General features: G+C 65.8%; 14 protein-coding genes. 4 read left to right on the forward strand and 10 right to left on the reverse strand.

Annotation, left to right across the window (positions count from 1 at the left end):
* Positions 1-13: 13 nt before the first annotated feature.
* From JJB99_RS17370 to topA, 3 genes are read right to left on the reverse strand one after another with little or no spacing between them, the layout of a single operon-like run.
* Complete coding sequence (locus JJB99_RS17370) at positions 14-454, reverse strand: DUF983 domain-containing protein (RefSeq protein ID WP_200499864.1); 441 nt, start codon at positions 452-454, stop codon at positions 14-16.
* On the reverse strand, positions 448-2799 hold the full coding sequence (gene rnr, locus JJB99_RS17375) for a ribonuclease R (protein WP_200499865.1): 2352 nt from the start codon (positions 2797-2799) through the stop codon (positions 448-450). The genes JJB99_RS17370 and rnr overlap by 7 nt, the downstream gene beginning before the upstream one ends.
* Before the next feature lie 19 nt (positions 2800-2818).
* Positions 2819-5578, reverse strand: a complete 2760-nt coding sequence (gene topA, locus JJB99_RS17380; protein ID WP_200499866.1) for a type I DNA topoisomerase — start codon at positions 5576-5578, stop codon at positions 2819-2821.
* A 228-nt stretch (positions 5579-5806) separates the two neighbouring features.
* Here topA and JJB99_RS17385 point away from each other — a divergent pair, with 228 nt between their 5' ends.
* Positions 5807-6046 carry a hypothetical protein gene (locus tag JJB99_RS17385; RefSeq protein ID WP_200499867.1) on the forward strand — a complete coding sequence of 80 codons (240 nt, stop codon included), beginning with the start codon at positions 5807-5809 and terminating at the stop codon, positions 6044-6046.
* A 34-nt stretch (positions 6047-6080) separates the two neighbouring features.
* On the opposite strand, the gene JJB99_RS17390 is transcribed toward JJB99_RS17385, so the two are convergent.
* Both JJB99_RS17390 and JJB99_RS17395 read right to left on the reverse strand, forming a co-directional pair.
* Positions 6081-6635 carry a flavodoxin family protein gene (locus JJB99_RS17390; protein WP_200499868.1) on the reverse strand — a complete coding sequence of 185 codons (555 nt, stop codon included), beginning with the start codon at positions 6633-6635 and terminating at the stop codon, positions 6081-6083.
* Between the two features lie 123 nt (positions 6636-6758).
* Complete coding sequence (locus JJB99_RS17395) at positions 6759-7226, reverse strand: winged helix-turn-helix transcriptional regulator (RefSeq protein WP_200499869.1); 468 nt, start codon at positions 7224-7226, stop codon at positions 6759-6761.
* 118 nt (positions 7227-7344) lie between these two features.
* On the opposite strand from JJB99_RS17395, the gene JJB99_RS17400 reads away from it, so the two are divergent.
* Together JJB99_RS17400 and JJB99_RS17405 are read left to right on the forward strand one after the other, a co-directional pair.
* Positions 7345-8118: an SDR family NAD(P)-dependent oxidoreductase gene (locus JJB99_RS17400; RefSeq protein WP_200499870.1), complete on the forward strand. Its 774-nt coding sequence runs from the start codon at positions 7345-7347 to the stop codon at positions 8116-8118.
* A 179-nt stretch (positions 8119-8297) separates the two neighbouring features.
* Positions 8298-8480 (forward strand): hypothetical protein, encoded by a 183-nt coding sequence (locus JJB99_RS17405; protein ID WP_200499871.1) that lies wholly within the window; start codon positions 8298-8300, stop codon positions 8478-8480.
* A 269-nt stretch (positions 8481-8749) separates the two neighbouring features.
* On the opposite strand, the gene dprA is transcribed toward JJB99_RS17405, so the two are convergent.
* Positions 8750-9892, reverse strand: coding sequence for a DNA-processing protein DprA (gene dprA / locus JJB99_RS17410; RefSeq protein ID WP_200499872.1), 1143 nt, complete (start codon positions 9890-9892; stop codon positions 8750-8752).
* Positions 9893-9983: 91 nt separating this feature from the next.
* On the opposite strand from dprA, the gene JJB99_RS17415 reads away from it, so the two are divergent.
* Positions 9984-11228 carry an amidase gene (locus JJB99_RS17415; RefSeq protein WP_200499873.1) on the forward strand — a complete coding sequence of 415 codons (1245 nt, stop codon included), beginning with the start codon at positions 9984-9986 and terminating at the stop codon, positions 11226-11228.
* On the opposite strand, the gene JJB99_RS17420 is transcribed toward JJB99_RS17415, so the two are convergent.
* From JJB99_RS17420 to JJB99_RS17435, 4 genes are all read right to left on the reverse strand, one after another.
* Positions 11220-12392: a patatin-like phospholipase family protein gene (locus JJB99_RS17420; RefSeq protein WP_200499874.1), complete on the reverse strand. Its 1173-nt coding sequence runs from the start codon at positions 12390-12392 to the stop codon at positions 11220-11222. The two genes, JJB99_RS17415 and JJB99_RS17420, sit on opposite strands and share 9 nt — an antisense overlap.
* 207 nt (positions 12393-12599) lie before the next feature.
* Positions 12600-13196: a glycerol-3-phosphate 1-O-acyltransferase PlsY gene (plsY, locus tag JJB99_RS17425; protein WP_200499875.1), complete on the reverse strand. Its 597-nt coding sequence runs from the start codon at positions 13194-13196 to the stop codon at positions 12600-12602.
* 32 nt (positions 13197-13228) lie between these two features.
* Positions 13229-14530, reverse strand: coding sequence for a dihydroorotase (locus JJB99_RS17430; protein ID WP_200500197.1), 1302 nt, complete (start codon positions 14528-14530; stop codon positions 13229-13231).
* 5 nt (positions 14531-14535) lie between these two features.
* A complete protein-coding gene (locus JJB99_RS17435) occupies positions 14536-15483 on the reverse strand; it encodes an aspartate carbamoyltransferase catalytic subunit (protein ID WP_200499876.1) in 948 nt (315 codons plus the stop codon).
* Positions 15484-15564: the final 81 nt, after the last annotated feature.

Here is a 15564-nt window from a genome sequence, read left to right on the forward strand (position 1 = left end):
TTTTGCTTATTGCTTACACAGGCGGAATACCATCCGGCGGGGTCTCGTCAAACCCGTGCATGCGCAGAGCCCATTGCAAGCCGACAACGGCTCCTTTCACAGGCTGCAGCAGCCCGAGCGAGGCGAAGAAGGTAAACGGGAGATAGGCCGCGAAGGTGAGCCAGATCGGCGTCGTGTAATTGGTCTCGATCCAGAGGATGGCCGGCACAGTGAAGTGGCCGACGATGACGATCACGAGATAGGCCGGCAGGTCGTCGGCGCGGTGTGGCGTGAAGTCGAGGCCGCAGTTCGAGCAATTGTCCGCCGTTTTCAGGAAAGCGCGGAACAGTTTTCCCTCGCCGCAGCGTGGGCAACGGCCGCGAAGGCCCCGCTTCATCGCGGTCCAGACGTCGCGCTTCTCGATGAGGCCGGTCTCGCGCATCCAGATTTTTGGGGCCATGCTCATCGTCACCACGCCTTGCCCTTCTGTCCCTTGCTTTTGCCTTTGTTCTTTCTCTGCTTCTTGCCCTTGCCGGACTTTTGCTTCTCCGGCTTGCGTTTTCTCTCCGGGCTGCGGCCGGGCTGCGCCTTGGACGATTTGCGCTGGGCGCGGAACGGCCGGCGTTCGCGCGGGGACCTCTCGCTGTCCGACGAGAGTAGCTCGAAGCGGAGTGCGCCTGCGATGGGAGCCGCCTCGATCAGACGGACGTCGACGACGTCCCCGAGCTGATACATGGTGCTGCTGCGGGTGCCGACCAGCGCGTGGCGGCCCTCGTCATAGTTGAAATATTCCGTGCCGAGAGATCGGATCGGGATCAGGCCGTCGGCGCCGGTCTCTGAGAGCTTGACGAACAGGCCGGCGCGGGTAACGCCGGAGACGCGGCCCTGAAAACTGGCGCCGATACGGTCGGCGAGGTGATGGGCGATCAGCCGGTCGACGGTCTCGCGCTCTGCCTTCATCGCGCGCCGTTCGGTCAGCGAAATATGTGCGGCGACTTCGCTCAGGGTTTCCGGCGTCTCGCTGTCGGGCAGCGCGCCTTCGCCGAGGCCAAGGGCGCGGACCAGCGCGCGGTGCACGACGAGGTCAGCATAGCGGCGGATCGGTGAGGTGAAATGCGCGTAGCGGCGCAAATTCAGGCCGAAATGCCCGTAATTCTCGGAGGAATATTCCGCCTGCGCCTGGGCGCGCAGCACCACCTCGCTGACCAGTGGATAGTAGTCATGGCCTTCGAGCTGGGCGAGCACGCGGTTGAACAGCGTCGGGCGCAGCGCGCCTGTTTTGGCGAAGGGAACGTCGAGCGTTTCCAGGAATTCCGCGAGCGCGTGGACCTTCTCCAGTGTCGGTTCATCATGCACGCGGTAGATCAGCGGCAGCGATTTCTTCTCCAGCATTTCCGCCGCCGCGACGTTGGCGAGGATCATGAACTCCTCGATCAGCTTGTGGGCATCGAGACGCTCGGGGACCACGACGCGATCGACCGTGCCGTCGCTCTTCAGGAGGATCTTGCGCTCGGGCAGATCGAGATTGAGCGGATCGCGGTCGTCGCGGGCGCGCTTGGCGCAGGCATAGGCGGCATAGAGCGGCCTCAGGATCGGATCGAGCAGCGGGCCGGTGGTGTCGTCGGGCCGGCCGTCGATCGCGGCCTGCGCCTGCGCGTAACTCAGCTTCGCCGCCGAGCGCATCAGGATGCGATGAAAACTGTGCGAGCGCTTGCGCCCGTCAGGGCCGAGCACCATGCGCACCGCGAGCGCGCCGCGCGGCTCGCCCGGCACCAGCGAGCAGAGATTGTTGGAGATGCGCTCGGGCAGCATCGGCACGACGCGGTCGGGGAAATAGACCGAGTTGCCGCGGTCTTGCGCATCGCGGTCGAGCGCCGAGCCCGGGCGGACGTAGAAGCTGACGTCGGCAATGGCGACATTGACGATGAAGCCGCCCTTGTTGTTGGGATCGTCGTCGGCTTGCGCATGCACCGCGTCGTCGTGATCTTTCGCATCGGGCGGATCGATGGTGACGAGCGGGACGTCGCGCCAGTCCTCGCGGCCCTTCAAATTGGCGGGCTCGGCCGCTTCCGCCTCGCGCTCGGCGGCGGCGGAGAATTGCAAGGGAATGTCGTGGGCGTAGATCGCGATCAGGCTGATCGCCTTTTCGGATTTGACCGAGCCGAGCTTCTCTTTCACCCGGCCGGAGGCAAGCCCGAAGCCGCGCGAGCGGACAATATCGACGCTGACGAGGTCGCCGTCCTGCGCGCCTGATGTGTCGGTCTTCGCGATGTTCAGCTCGCGGTCGGCGAACTTCTTGTCGACGGGGACGAGGCGCCCGCCGCCTTCGGGAAGCTCGCGGAAGACGCCGAGGATGCGGCTCTTGGCCTTGTCGATGACCTTGATGATGCGGCCGCGATAGGCCGGGCCTTCGGTCTCGCCGCTCGGCTCGATCCGCAGCAGGGCGCGGTCGCCGACGCCGGCGGCGGTGCCGGGCTTCGGCCGGCGCGGCATCTCGACGATGATTTTTGGCGGCTCGCCGCTCTCGACCTCGTCCCATTCGGCGGGGGAGGCGATCAGCTCGCCATCGCTGTCGCGGCCGGTGATGTCGGCGAGCAGCGTCGGCGGCAGCGCATCCGGCTCGGATACCTTGTGGCGCTTTTTCTTGATGATCCCGTCGTCGGCGAGCTCGCGCAGCATGCGCTTGAGCTCGACGCGATCGGCGTTCTTCAGGCCGAACTCGCGCGCAATTTCGCGGGTGCCGACGTTTCCTTGATTTGCCTTGATGAAGGCGACGATGGCTTGCCGGTCGGGAAAGCCATGGTCATGCTTGCGTTTCACTTAACCTCTAACTCTTGATCTAAGTCTTGCCGGCACTCTTCTTGGCCGGAGCTTTGGTGGCGGCGGCCTTGGTCGGCGACGTCTTTGCCGTCGACGACACGGCGGCGCGCGCCTTGCTGGTGGATTCGGATTTGGTTTTGGGCGCGGCTTTCTTCGCGGCCAGTTTCTTCTTCGGCGTTGCGTCCTCGCCGTCCGCAGCCTTCTCCGCAGTCTTCTTGGCCTTGGCCGGCTTCGCGGCCTTCTTCGCCGTCTTAGCGGTCTTGGGCTTGCCGCCGCCCTTGGCCGCGCGCTCATCGATCAGCGCGATCGCCTGCGGCAGTGTGATGGCGTCCTTTTCGAACTCGGCGGGGATCGTCGCGTTGACGCCGCCTGCGGTGACATAGGCGCCGTAACGGCCGCTCTTCACGGTGATGGTGCCGAGGGTGGGATGATCGCCGATCGCCTTGCCGGGATCGGCGCCGAAGCGCCGGCTCGGGCCCTTGGCGACCTTCTCGGCGATCAGCGTGACCGCGCGGTTGAGGCCGATGTCGAACACCTCGTCGCCGCTCTCGAGGCTCGCATAGGTCTTCTCGTGCTTCACGAACGGCCCGAAGCGGCCGAGGCCGGCCGTGATCGGCTGACCGGTCTCCGGGTGCTTGCCGATTTCGCGCGGCAGCGACAGCAGTTTGAGTGCAAGCTCGAGATCGACATCGCCGGGGGAGGTGCCCTTCGGAATGCCCGCGCGCTTCGGCTTCTCGCCTTCCTCATAGTCCTTCTGCTCGCCGAGCTGGATGTAGGGGCCGAAGCGGCCGGCCTTGACCCAGACATCGCGCCCCGTATCGGGGTCCTGGCCGAGCGAACGGTCGGCGGTGGCTTCGCCGTCGGCGGCGAGCTGACGGGTGTAGCGGCACTCCGGATAGTTCGAGCAGCCGACGAAGGCGCCGAACTTGCCGGCCTTGAGATTCAGGCGGCCGGTGCCGCAGCTCGGGCACTGTCTGATATCGCCGCCATCGGCGCGGGGCGGATAGATGTGCTGGCCCAGCATGTCGTCGAGCACGTCGAGCACCTGGGCAACGCGCAGATCCTTGATGTCGTCAACGGCGCCGATGAAGTCGCGCCAGAAGTCCTTCAGCACCTGCTGCCAGGAGATCTCGTTGTTGGAGATGCGGTCGAGCTGCTCTTCCAGGTTCGCGGTGAAGTCGTATTCGACGTACCGGGCAAAGAAGCTCTCCAGGAACGCGACGACGACGCGTCCCTTGTCCTCGCCATGCAGGCGTTTCTTCTCCAGCTTGACGTAGCCGCGGTCCTTGAGGACCTGGAGGATCGAGGCATAGGTCGAGGGCCGGCCGATGCCGAGCTCTTCCATGCGCTTGACCAGCGAGGCCTCCGAGAAGCGCGGCGGCGGCTCGGTGAAATGCTGGGTGACGGCGAGCGACTGCCGCTTGAGCGCGTCGTTCGGGCTCATCGCCGGCAGGCGGCGCGAATCCTCGTCCTCCTCGTCGTCGCGGCCTTCCTGGTACAGCGCGAGAAAACCGTCGAACTTGACGACCTGGCCGGTCGCGCGCAGCTCCAGCGTGCGGGGGCCGGCCTTCGCGGTGATGTCGACCGTGGTGCGCTCGAGCTCGGCCGATTCCATCTGGCTCGCGATGGTGCGCTTCCAGATCAGCTCGTAGAGCCTGGCCTGATCGGCATCGAGCTTGCGGCTCATGCTGTCGGGGCGGCGGGAGAGGTCGGTCGGGCGGATCGCCTCGTGCGCTTCCTGCGCGTTCTTGGCCTTGGCCTGGTACTGGCGCGGCGCATCCGGCACATAGGCGTTGCCGTAATCCTCGCCGATCACCTTGCGCGCCTGGGTGATCGCGGACGGATCGATCTGCACACCGTCGGTCCGCATATAAGTAATGAGTCCGGTGGTCTCGCCGCCGATGTCGATACCCTCATAGAGACGCTGGGCGATGCGCATGGTGTGCGCCGGCGCAAAGCCGTATTTGCGGCTGGCTTCCTGCTGCAGCGTCGAGGTGGTGAAGGGCGCCTGCGGGTTGCGCCGAGCGGGTTTCGCATCGACCGCGGTGACGGCGTAGGTCGCCAGTTCCAGCGCCTTCTTGAAGTCTTCGGCCTCTGCACCAGTGCCGATGTCGAGGCGCTGGATCTTCTTGCCGTCGGCGCCGACGAGGCGCGCCTCGAAGGCATCGCCGCGCGGGGTGAGCAGGGTCGCGATCAGCGACCAGTATTCGCGCGGCACGAATTTTTCGATCTCGAGCTCGCGGTCGCAGACGAGGCGCAGCGCCACCGACTGCACACGGCCGGCCGAGCGGGCGCCCGGCAGCTTGCGCCACAACACAGGGGAGAGCGTGAAGCCGACCAGATAGTCCAGCGCACGGCGCGCCATATAGGCGTCGACCAGCGCGCCGTCGATCTGGCGCGGGTGCTTCATCGCGTCCGTGACGGCCTGCTTGGTGATGGCGTTGAACACCACGCGCTCGATCTTCTGATCCTTCAGCGCGCGCTTCTCCTTCATCACCTCCAGCACGTGCCACGAGATGGCCTCGCCCTCGCGATCAGGGTCGGTCGCCAGAATCAGACGGTCGGCGCCCTTCAGGGATTTGGCGATGTCGTTGAGCCGGCCGGCGGCCTTGGGGTCGACCTCCCAGATCATCTTGAAATTGGCGTCGGGATCGACGGAGCCGTTCTTCGCCGGGAGATCGCGGACATGGCCGAATGAGGCCAGAACCTCGTAGGACGAGCCCAGATATTTGTTGATCGTCTTGGCTTTCGCCGGCGACTCCACAATGACGATATTCATGTAGTTCCAGTAACTTACGGGGAAATCTTGGGCCGAATTCGACGAGATTCGGGTCGGCCGTTTCGTCCCGAACATGGGTGGTGAGGCGGTCCCTGTCAAATCGAGGGGCGCTGAAGGCGCTCCGGGTGGGAGAAGTTTCATATCGAGAAAGTTGTAAAATACCACCCTGGAGTTGTGCTCGCTATCGGCGTAGAGTTCCTCCGGGGTATGGATTCGGGGTTGGGTCCGGTGGCTAAGCCAGGAAAGAAACGGGCGCGTGCCGCATCGCGCGCGCCGGGGCGCTCGCGCAATGAGGAACCGGAGGAGGGCGGCGTCGATGAGGCAGTCGCCTTCATCGCCGAGCAGGCCGGCGCATTGCGCAAGCTGGCCGAGCGCCACAAGCTCGACGTGCTGCATTATCTATTGGGCATGACCAGGCTGGAAGCCGACGAGCACTTGCGGCTGCGGAGCAAGCGCAAGCTGTCGTGAGGGTTCACTGCCGGTCCTCGCAATGACGGTGCAGTCAGCCGTTGCGGGCGACCATCCGAGCCAATCGCTGGCCGAGATATTCGGCCGTGCTGAGGTCGCTCTCAGGCAACACGGCGTCGACCAAATGTGTCGCAAGGCCGAGCTGGCTGCCTAAGCGATTGCGGCCGCCCGGATCTTCCCCACCCGGAACATCCAGTCCGCACCAGAGCATGCCATGCTGCGCAGCCAGAATGGAAAAGTAAGTCAACGTGTGCAGTTGATCGCCGCTCGCGCAGGCGCCCGTCGTGAATCCGCCCGCGATCTTGTTGGCCCAACGCTGCTGACTCCAGCGGTCACTTGAAGCGTCTGCGAAGGCTTTGAATTGCGCTGCGGGTCCGCCCATGTATGTCGGGCTGCCAAATGCAGCGGCGCTAGCGTGGTCAATCGCTTCGAGCAGGCTCTCATTCTGGAAGCGGCCTGACGCGATGTCGTCGCTCCTGATGCGACAACGCGCGACGTCCGCGATGCCATCCGCTCCGCGCGCCACGGCATGCGCCAGCTTCTCGGTGGTGCCGGTGATGGAGAAATAGACGATCGCGAGCAGGGGCATGGATGGCGCCGCTTTGCAGTATCGAGCCATCTTCGATGCTGGCTGTATTTTGTACAAGTGCTTCCGCGTCGGCATTGCGGGCGCGGCGAAGCAATCCAGACTGCCTCCGCGGAAAGACTCTGGTCACGCCGAGCGCCGCCGCGGCGGCGGTCGGGGCTTCAGCATCGTGTCCGCGGGGTTGAGCAGCCGGCCGTCTTCGGCGCGCATTTCGAGCTTCTTCACCGGGCGGCCTTTCTCGCGGTCGACCAGAATGGTCGCGATCTCCTCGGGATGGTCGTCGAATTCCTCGCTCCATTGCCGCAGCGCGACCAGCACGGGGAAGGTGCCGCGGCCCTTCGGCGTCAGCACGTATTCTTGATAAGCGCTGCCGTCGGAGGCTGGGGCGGTGGTGAGAATGCCGTGGTCCACGAGTGATCGCAGGCGGGCCGACAAGATGTTCCTGGCCATGCCGAGCTTGCTCTGAAACTCGCCGAAGCGGCGGACGCCGAACAGCGCCTCGCGGATGATCAGCAGCGACCACCAGTCGCCGATCGCCTCCAGCGACCGTGCGATCGGGCAAGAATCCCCCTCGAAGCTGGTTCGTTTCACCATCGTCTGTCGTCCTGTCGCGCCCGATTTCGGCGCCGATCACGGGCTTGTGCGGTTGCATCATAAAACCAAATGCCCTAGATGGCAATCTAGTTTCAATATGAAACCACTGGAGGCGAGTGTGAGACTGAAGGACAAGACGGCATTGATTACGGGCGGCAACGGCGGCATCGGACTTGCGACGGCAAAGCTGTTCGTGGCCGAGGGCGCCAAGGTGGTGATCACCGGGCGCAACAAGGAGACGCTGGCTTCTGCGGCCAAGGAGCTCGGCCCGAACGCGCTTGCGCTCGTTGCCGACGCTACCGACATCGGCGCAACGGACGCCGCGATCAAGCAGGGCGCCGAAAAGTTCGGCAAGTTCGACATCGTGTTCGCCAATGCCGGCATTCCCGGCGGCACGCCGCTGGGGTCGGCGACGCTCGAAATATTCGAGAAGGTCATCAGCACCAACCTCACCGGCGTGTTCTTCACCGTGCAGTCGGCGCTGCCTTATCTCAACGACAATGCCTCGATCATCCTCAACGGCTCGGTGATCTCGGTGCTCGGCATTCCCGGCTACTCCGCCTACGGCGCCGCCAAGGCCGGCGTGCGCGCGATGGCGCGGATCATGGCGTCGGAACTTTCGCCGCGCGGCATCCGCGTCAACGTCGTGGCGCCCGGTGCGATCCGCACGCCGATCTGGGGCGCGGCGATCGCAACGCCCGAAGCGGAGAAGGCATTCGAGAAGCGGATCGGGCTGATGACGCCGCTTGGGCGCCTTGGTGAACCAGATCACATCTCGAAGACGGTGCTGTTCCTCGCCTCCGATGATGCCGCGCACATCCAGGGTCAGGAGATCTTCGTCGACGGCGGCGCGGTGGCTTCGCCGAGCGGGGCACCAATCTATCGCGGCTGATCAATCTCGGTGAAAATTGAATCGGTCGACGCTCTCCGCGCGCGGTTGCATCGGCCGGTTCCTGCGCCTTGCGGGAGGTATTTCTTGAACCTTGCGTGAAGCGTTGAACCTTCGCGCATGCTGCCAAGACCTTCTTACGGGCAGGGAGGTCATAGACTCATTTTCAAGGGAGCCCCGTGATGCCAAAGGCAGCTCGCATTTTGCCGTCGATTTCAGCACCGCGTATTTACACCGACCGTTCCGCCATTCCCGCCAAACGCTCCGATATCGCCGAGTTCATCGGGGTGGCGATTTTCTCCGGCATCGGGCTCCTCGTATCGCTCCTCGCCGTCATCCTGGGCATTCAGGGCGTCTGGTTCTAGCTTTTGTCGGTCTGTCAGCCGCCGCCTCATGGAAGCGACTTTCCTGCGGCCCTGCTTCGAGACGCCCGCCTTTGGCGGGCCCTCAGGATGAGGAGGGAGTACGTGGCAGCGGTTAGCAGGCGAAGGTGCCGCTTAGCCTCGTTCTGAGGAGATCGCGGAGCAGTCGTCTCGAAGGACGAGGCGCACGCTCAGACGGTCCAACATGCCACATGCGATTGCCCTGCCCCTCCAGGCCCCCGGTAGGCGTTGGAGCCTGACTTCATCCTCCGCTAGAGCAGCGACACCAGTCCGCCGCCGTGGCGCTCGAGCCGGCCCGCGAGCTCGAGTTCCAGCAGTACGGTGCGCACGATCGCGGGCGAAGCGCCGGACATCCGCACGAGGTCGTCGATCGAGATGGGTGCGGGGCCGAGCAGGGCGGTGATCTGGTCGCGGTCATGGCCTTGCGGATCGCTCTCGAACGGCTCGCTGTCGGGCTCGCCAACGGGGTGCATCAGCGGGCGCTCCATGATCGGCTGAACCGCGTTGACTACGTCGGCGGCTTCCGTGACCAGCGTAGCGCCCTGCTTGATCAGATCGTTGGTGCCAGCGGCGCGCGGATCGAGCGGCGAGCCGGGGACGGCGAACACCTCGCGGCCCTGTTCCGCCGCCATGCGCGCGGTGATCAGCGAGCCCGAGCGGTGCGCTGCTTCCACCACGACGACGCCGAGCGCGGCGCCCGAGATCAGCCGGTTGCGGCGGGGAAAATCGCGGGCGCGCGGTTCGTGGCCGAGCGGCATCTCGGAGATCGCCGCGCCGGCGTGATCGAGGATCAAGGCGAGCAGATCGCCATGCTCGGGCGGGTAGATGCAGTCATGACCGCCGGCGAGCACCGCAATCGTGCCGCTCTCCACGCTGGCGCGATGCGCTGCCTGGTCGACGCCGCGAGCGAGTCCCGAGATGACGATGAAGCCGGCCTCACCAAGTTCGCGCGCGAGCTGGCCGGCGAATTTCAGGCCGGCGCCGGAGGCGTTGCGCGAGCCGACGATCGCGATCATCGGCCGCATCAAGGTCCCCTTGTCACCGCGCACCGCGAGCAGGGGCGGGGCATCGTCGATCATCGCCAGCCGTCCCGGATAGCCGTCTTCACCCGGCACGAGCCAGGCGATGCCGAGTTTTCGGCCTGCGGCGAGCTCGGCCTTGGCTTCATCCGCGCTACAGATGCGCCCGGATCGCTGCGCGCCGCCGCGGCGCGCCAGATCGGGCAGCCGCTCCAGCGCGGCGCGCGCGCTGCCAAAGTGATCGACCAGCGAACGGAAGGTGCGCGGGCCCACATTGTCGGAGCGGATCAGCCGCAGGCGGTCGATCCGCTCAGCCTCGGTTAGCTCCATGCTGGGATTGATGGCGTCCACTGCGGCTCCTTGTGGGCATAGCATGGAACAACCTGAGGGCGTTGCGCAACAGCGACGTGCGCTTGCACGGTATTGCCCCGATGCTAAAAGCGATCCCAATAAGAAGGGTATTGCCATGATCTCACTCGCCGACCTCCAGCGCCGCATCGAAGCCGGCGAGTTGTCGCCCGATGCCGCCCTCGCCCAGTCGCTTGCGGCGATCGAGACCAGGGAGAAGGACGTCCGCGCCTTCGTCCGCTACGACAAGGCCGCGAAAGCGCAAGCCTCGGGCCCGCTGCGCGGCATCGCGGTCGGGATCAAGGACATCATCGACACCGCCAACATGCCGACCGAGATGGGCTCGGAGATCTATCGCGGCTGGCAGCCGCGCAGTGATGCGCCTGTGGTGATGATGCTGAAGCGGGCAGGTGCCACCGTCATCGGCAAGACCACCACGACCGCGTTCGCCTCGCGCGATCCGACGGTGACGCTCAATCCGCACAATCCCAGCCATTCGCCGGGCGGCTCGTCCTCGGGCTCGGCGGCCGCCGTGGGCGCCGGCATGATCCCGCTGGCGCTGGGCACGCAGACCGGCGGCTCGGTGATCCGGCCCGCGGCCTATTGCGGCACGGCTGCGATCAAGCCGTCGTTCCGGATGCTGCCGACGGTCGGGGTGAAGTGTTATTCGTGGGCGCTCGACACGGTCGGCCTGTTCGGATCGCGGGCGGAAGATCTCGCGCGCGGCCTTTTGGCGATGACCGGACGTACCGAATTCTCCGGCATCGTCGCGGCGAACGCGCCGCGCATCGGTGTGGTCAGGCAGGAGTTTGCCGGCGCCGTGGAGCCGGCGGCCGAGCAGGGCTTGCAGGCTGCGATCAAGGCGACCGAGAAGGCCGGCGCCAGCGTGCAGATCATCGATCTGCCCGAGGCGGTGCAGGAGGCCTGGCGCATCCACCCGATCATCCAGGACTTTGAGGCACATCGCGCGCTCGCCTGGGAGTTTGACGAACGTCACGACGAGATCGCGCCGATGCTGCGCGCCAGCCTCGATGCGACGGTCGGACTGACGCCGAGGGAATACGACGACGCACGCCGCATCGCCCGCCGCGGCCGCCGCGAGCTCAACGAGTTGTTCGAGGGTTTTGACGTGCTGCTCACCTATTCCGCGCCGGGCACGGCGCCGGCCAAGGAACTCGCGACCACGGGCGATCCGCGCTACAACCGGCTCTGGACGCTGATGGGCAATCCTTGCGTCAACGTGCCGGTGCTGAAGGTCGGCGGCCTGCCAATCGGCGTGCAGGTGATTGCGCGCTTCGGCAACGATCCGGGTGCGCTAGCCGCCGCGTGGTTCCTGGAGGATGCGCTGGCGAAATCAGGCTAGCGCAAGTTCGGTGGGTGGCGCGCATTCGGCCTCGACGCCAACAGCGCCTTGCGCGAGCCAGCGCCCGGCGGCCTCGCGGCCGCTCCGGTGCAAGAGGCGGATGAAGCCGCGGCCGAGGTCGGCCGATGAGCGCTGGGCCAGGCCCTCGATGGAGTCCTCTGCCGCGATCCTGGACAGCCGCAGCGCAGGTGCTGCGTGAGATTGCGCCCATTCGATCGCCGCGATCTCGGCATTGAGGGCGGCATTGGCCGCGATCTGGTCGAGCCGGCGGTCGATCGCAGCGAGCGTGATCGGCACATAGCCGTCGCGCGCCGGCGTGACCTGGACCAGCAGCAGGTCGGCGGTTGCCGACTCCTGCGCGAGTCTTATCAGGGGCGGGTTGCCGCCGTAGCCGCCATCCCAATAGGCCTCGCCGTCGATCTCGATGGCGCAGTGAACCAGGGGCGGACAGGTTGAGGCCAGGGCGACGTCCGCCGTGATTGCGTCGTTGCGGAAGATTTGCTGCTGCCCATCGTGGATCCGCGTTGCCGCGATCAGGAGCTTTGGGCAGGCCGCAGCGTGCAAGGCCGCGAAATTGATGTCGCGCGACAGTGCCTGTCGCAGCGGATCGAGATCGAACGGATCGAACTGACCGGAGCGCAGCGTCGGACCGAACGCGACCGAGCTTCCCGCCGGCGAAAAGCCGCCGATCAGCATCAGCGAACGGAATGAGGCTTCATGCAGGAGGCGGAGCCAAAACCGGCTCAGTCGCGTGCGGGCCCCTTCGCGGCCGCCTTCGGCAAGGCCGCAGGCCAGGAGCAGCGCGTTAATGGCGCCGGCGCTGGCGCCGCTGATCGTGTCGATTTCGATGGAGGACTCTTCCAGCAGCCGTTCCAGCACGCCCCAGGTGAAGGCGGCAAAAGTGCCGCCGCCCTGAAGCGCCAGCGAGAGTTTTCGCGGCGGCCATTGAGCCGGGCGGGCCTGCACGGGCGCGGGCTTGCTTGCGACCTCGATTGGCACAGCTTCCGCGACGGGCTCAGGTTGCGGCGTGGGAACGGCGGCGGGCTGCGGCGCGACAGGCGGCGAGGGCGCATCGGACCAGATATTGGTGGTCGAGAGCAGCCGGCTTGCCGCCGTGCCCTGCAAGCCACCGTCATGTTGCGTGCCGATAATTTTCTCGCTCATTCTGAGCAACCGCGTAACGCCATCTCTCTGTCGGGATGACAGGCATGGAACCGATTCACTACTCTGGCCGTGAGTCGGGCCCCGTTGCAAACAGGAATTGGCATATAATGCGGAAGAGGCGCGGCGGTATCCGTATTTTTTCCGGAGCTGGATTTGTTTGACGCGTTTTCTTGACGCGAACCGGTATCCACTTCGCTCGAAAACGCTCTAGGCTTTCTCGCCGATCCGGCTTTCCTTGCCGGCCTGCAAGCGCTTGATGTTCTCGCGATGCGCGTAGAACAAGAGCAGCGTCAGCACCGCGGACAGCGAGGCCAGCGCGAGGTGGCCGAACCACCACAGGAACATCGGCGTGATGAACGCCGCCACCAGCGCCGACAGCGAGGAATAGCGGCTGGTGAACGCGGTTGCCAGCCAGAGCAGGCAGAACACGATTGCGGCCGGCCAGAACAGGCCGAGCAGGATGCCGATATAGACGGCGACCCCCTTGCCGCCCCTGAATTTGAGCCAGACCGGGAAGAGATGGCCGAGGAAGGCGCCGAGCCCGGCCACCATCGCGGCGTTGGGCCCCGCGATGTAGCCGGCGATCACGACCGCGACGGTGCCCTTGAGCGCATCGAGCAGCAGGGTGCCCGCAGCAAGGCTCTTGCGTCCCGTGCGCAGCACATTGGTGGCGCCAATGCTGCCGGAGCCGATCGAGCGGATGTCCTGCGTGCCGGCGAGCCTGGTCAGGATCAGCCCAAACGGAATCGAGCCGAGGAGATAACCGATGACGAGGGCCACCGGCAGAAATGCTTCAAGCCCCATGGTTGCAAAGTCCCTGGCCGCAGCTGCCCATGTCAGACATGCTCGTACACCGTCCGTCCGCCGACAATGGTGCGCACCACGCGACCTGTAAAGCGGGCCTCGTCGAACGGCGTGTTCTTGCAGGGCGATTTGAGATCGGCGGGATCGACGATCCAGGGCGTATCGGGGTCGATCACGATGAGGTCGGCCGGGCTGCCTGCGCGCAGGGTTCCCCCAGGCAGCCCGAGCAGCTCGGCCGGCCGGGTCGACATCGCCCTGATCAGCGTCGTCAGTTCCATCTCGCCATTATGCACCAACCGCAGGCCGGCCGGCAGCATGGTTTCGAGCCCGACGGCGCCGGGCGCGGCTTCCGCGAACGGAAGGCGCTTGACCTCGACGTCCTGCGGATTGTGATCGGACATGATGACGTCGATGAGGCCCGCGGCCATCGCCTCCACCAGCGCGCGGCGGTCGTCCTCGGTGCGCAGCGGCGGTGACAGTTTCAGGAAGGAACGGTAGGGGCCGATGTCGTTCTCGTTCAGCGCAAGATGGTTGATCGAAACCGAGGCGCTGACGGCGAGCCCGGCATCGCGGGCGCGCCTTAAGATATCGAGCGAGTCGATGCAGGTCAGCGAGGCCGCGTGATAGCGCCCGCCGGTCAGCGCGACGAGGCGCATGTCACGCTCCAGCATCACCGCTTCGGCGGCCTTCGGGATGCCCATCAAGCCGAGGCGGGAGGCGAACTCGCCCTCGTTCATCACGCCTTCGCCGACCAGGTCAGGGTCCTCGGTGTGGTGCACGATCAGCGCGTCGAAATCGCGGGCGTAGGTCAGCGCGCGGCGCATCACCTGCGCATTGGTGACGCTGCGGTCGCCGTCGCTGAAGGCGATGGCGCCGGCAGCCTTGAGCAGGCCGAACTCGGTCATCTCCTCGCCGCGCATGCCCTTGGTCAGCGCCGCCATCGGCAGGATGTTGACGATCGCGGTGTCGCGGGCGCGGCGCATCACGAAGTCGACGGTCGCGGAATTGTCGATGACGGGCTCGGTCTCGGGCTGGCAGATGATCGTGGTGACACCACCGGTCGCAGCCGCCTGGCTCGCCGAGGCAAAAGTCTCGCGATGGCTGAAGCCGGGCTCGCCAACGAAGGCGCGCATGTCGATCAGACCCGGCGCGACGATCTTGCCGGTGCAGTTGACGATGTCGGTACCCTCGGGGACGCCGGCCGCGCCGATGCCGCGGCGGGTCTCGCGGATGACGCCGTCGGCGATGAGAACGTCGCCGATGCCGTCGAAATCCCTGGCGGGATCGACGACGCGGGCGTTGGCGAGCAGGACGGGGCGGCGATCGGTCAGCATCGGCATCACGCGTTCGGCAGGTTGCGGGCGAGCGCTTCGAGCACCGCCATGCGCACGGCGACGCCCATCTCGACCTGTTCGCGGATCAGGGACTGCGCGCCGTCGGCAACCGCAGTGTCAATCTCGACGCCGCGGTTCATGGGACCTGGATGCATCACGAGCGCGTCGGGCTTGGCATAGGCGAGCTTCTTCTGGTCGAGCCCGAAATAGTGGAAGTACTCGGAGGTCGACGGCACGAACGAGCCGTTCATGCGCTCGCGCTGCAGCCGCAGCATCATCACGATGTCGGCGCCGTTGAGGCCCTCGCGCATGTCGCGCGCGACCTCGACGCCCATCCGCTCGATGCCGGGCGGCAGCAGCGTCGAAGGGGCAACGACGCGGACGCGGGCCCCCATGGCATTGAGCAGGATGATGTTGGAGCGCGCGACGCGCGAATGCAGCACGTCGCCGCAGATGGCGATGACGAGGCCCTCGATCCGGCCCTTGTTGCGGCGGATGGTCAGGGCGTCGAGCAGCGCCTGGGTCGGATGCTCATGCGCGCCGTCGCCGGCATTGATCACGGAACCGTCGACCTTGCGCGCCAAGAGTTCCACCGCGCCGGAGGCGTGATGGCGTACCACCAGGATATCCGGGTGCATGGCGTTCAGCGTCATCGCGGTGTCGACCAGCGTCTCGCCCTTCTTGATGGACGAGGAGGACACCGACATGTTCATGACGTCGGCGCCGAGCCGTTTTCCCGCGAGCTCGAACGAGGACTGGGTCCGGGTCGAGGCCTCGAAGAAGAGGTTTACCTGCGTCCGTCCCCGCAGGACGGTACGCTTCTTGTCAACCTGGCGGTTGAGCTCGACATATTCTTCGGACAGGTCGAGCAGGCCGGTGATATCGGCCGCGGAAAGGCCCTCGATGCCCAGCAAATGCCGGTGGCCGAGGACGAAGGTCGATTTCGATGTCATTAAAAGCAGAGCTATAGGCGGGGATGGCGGGGTGGGCAAGGGCCAATCGGCGGGACGGGAGTTATCCCCTGATCTGTCGAT

Origin of the sequence: Bradyrhizobium diazoefficiens (assembly GCF_016616235.1) — a bacterium.
GTDB lineage: Bacteria > Pseudomonadota > Alphaproteobacteria > Rhizobiales > Xanthobacteraceae > Bradyrhizobium > Bradyrhizobium diazoefficiens_H.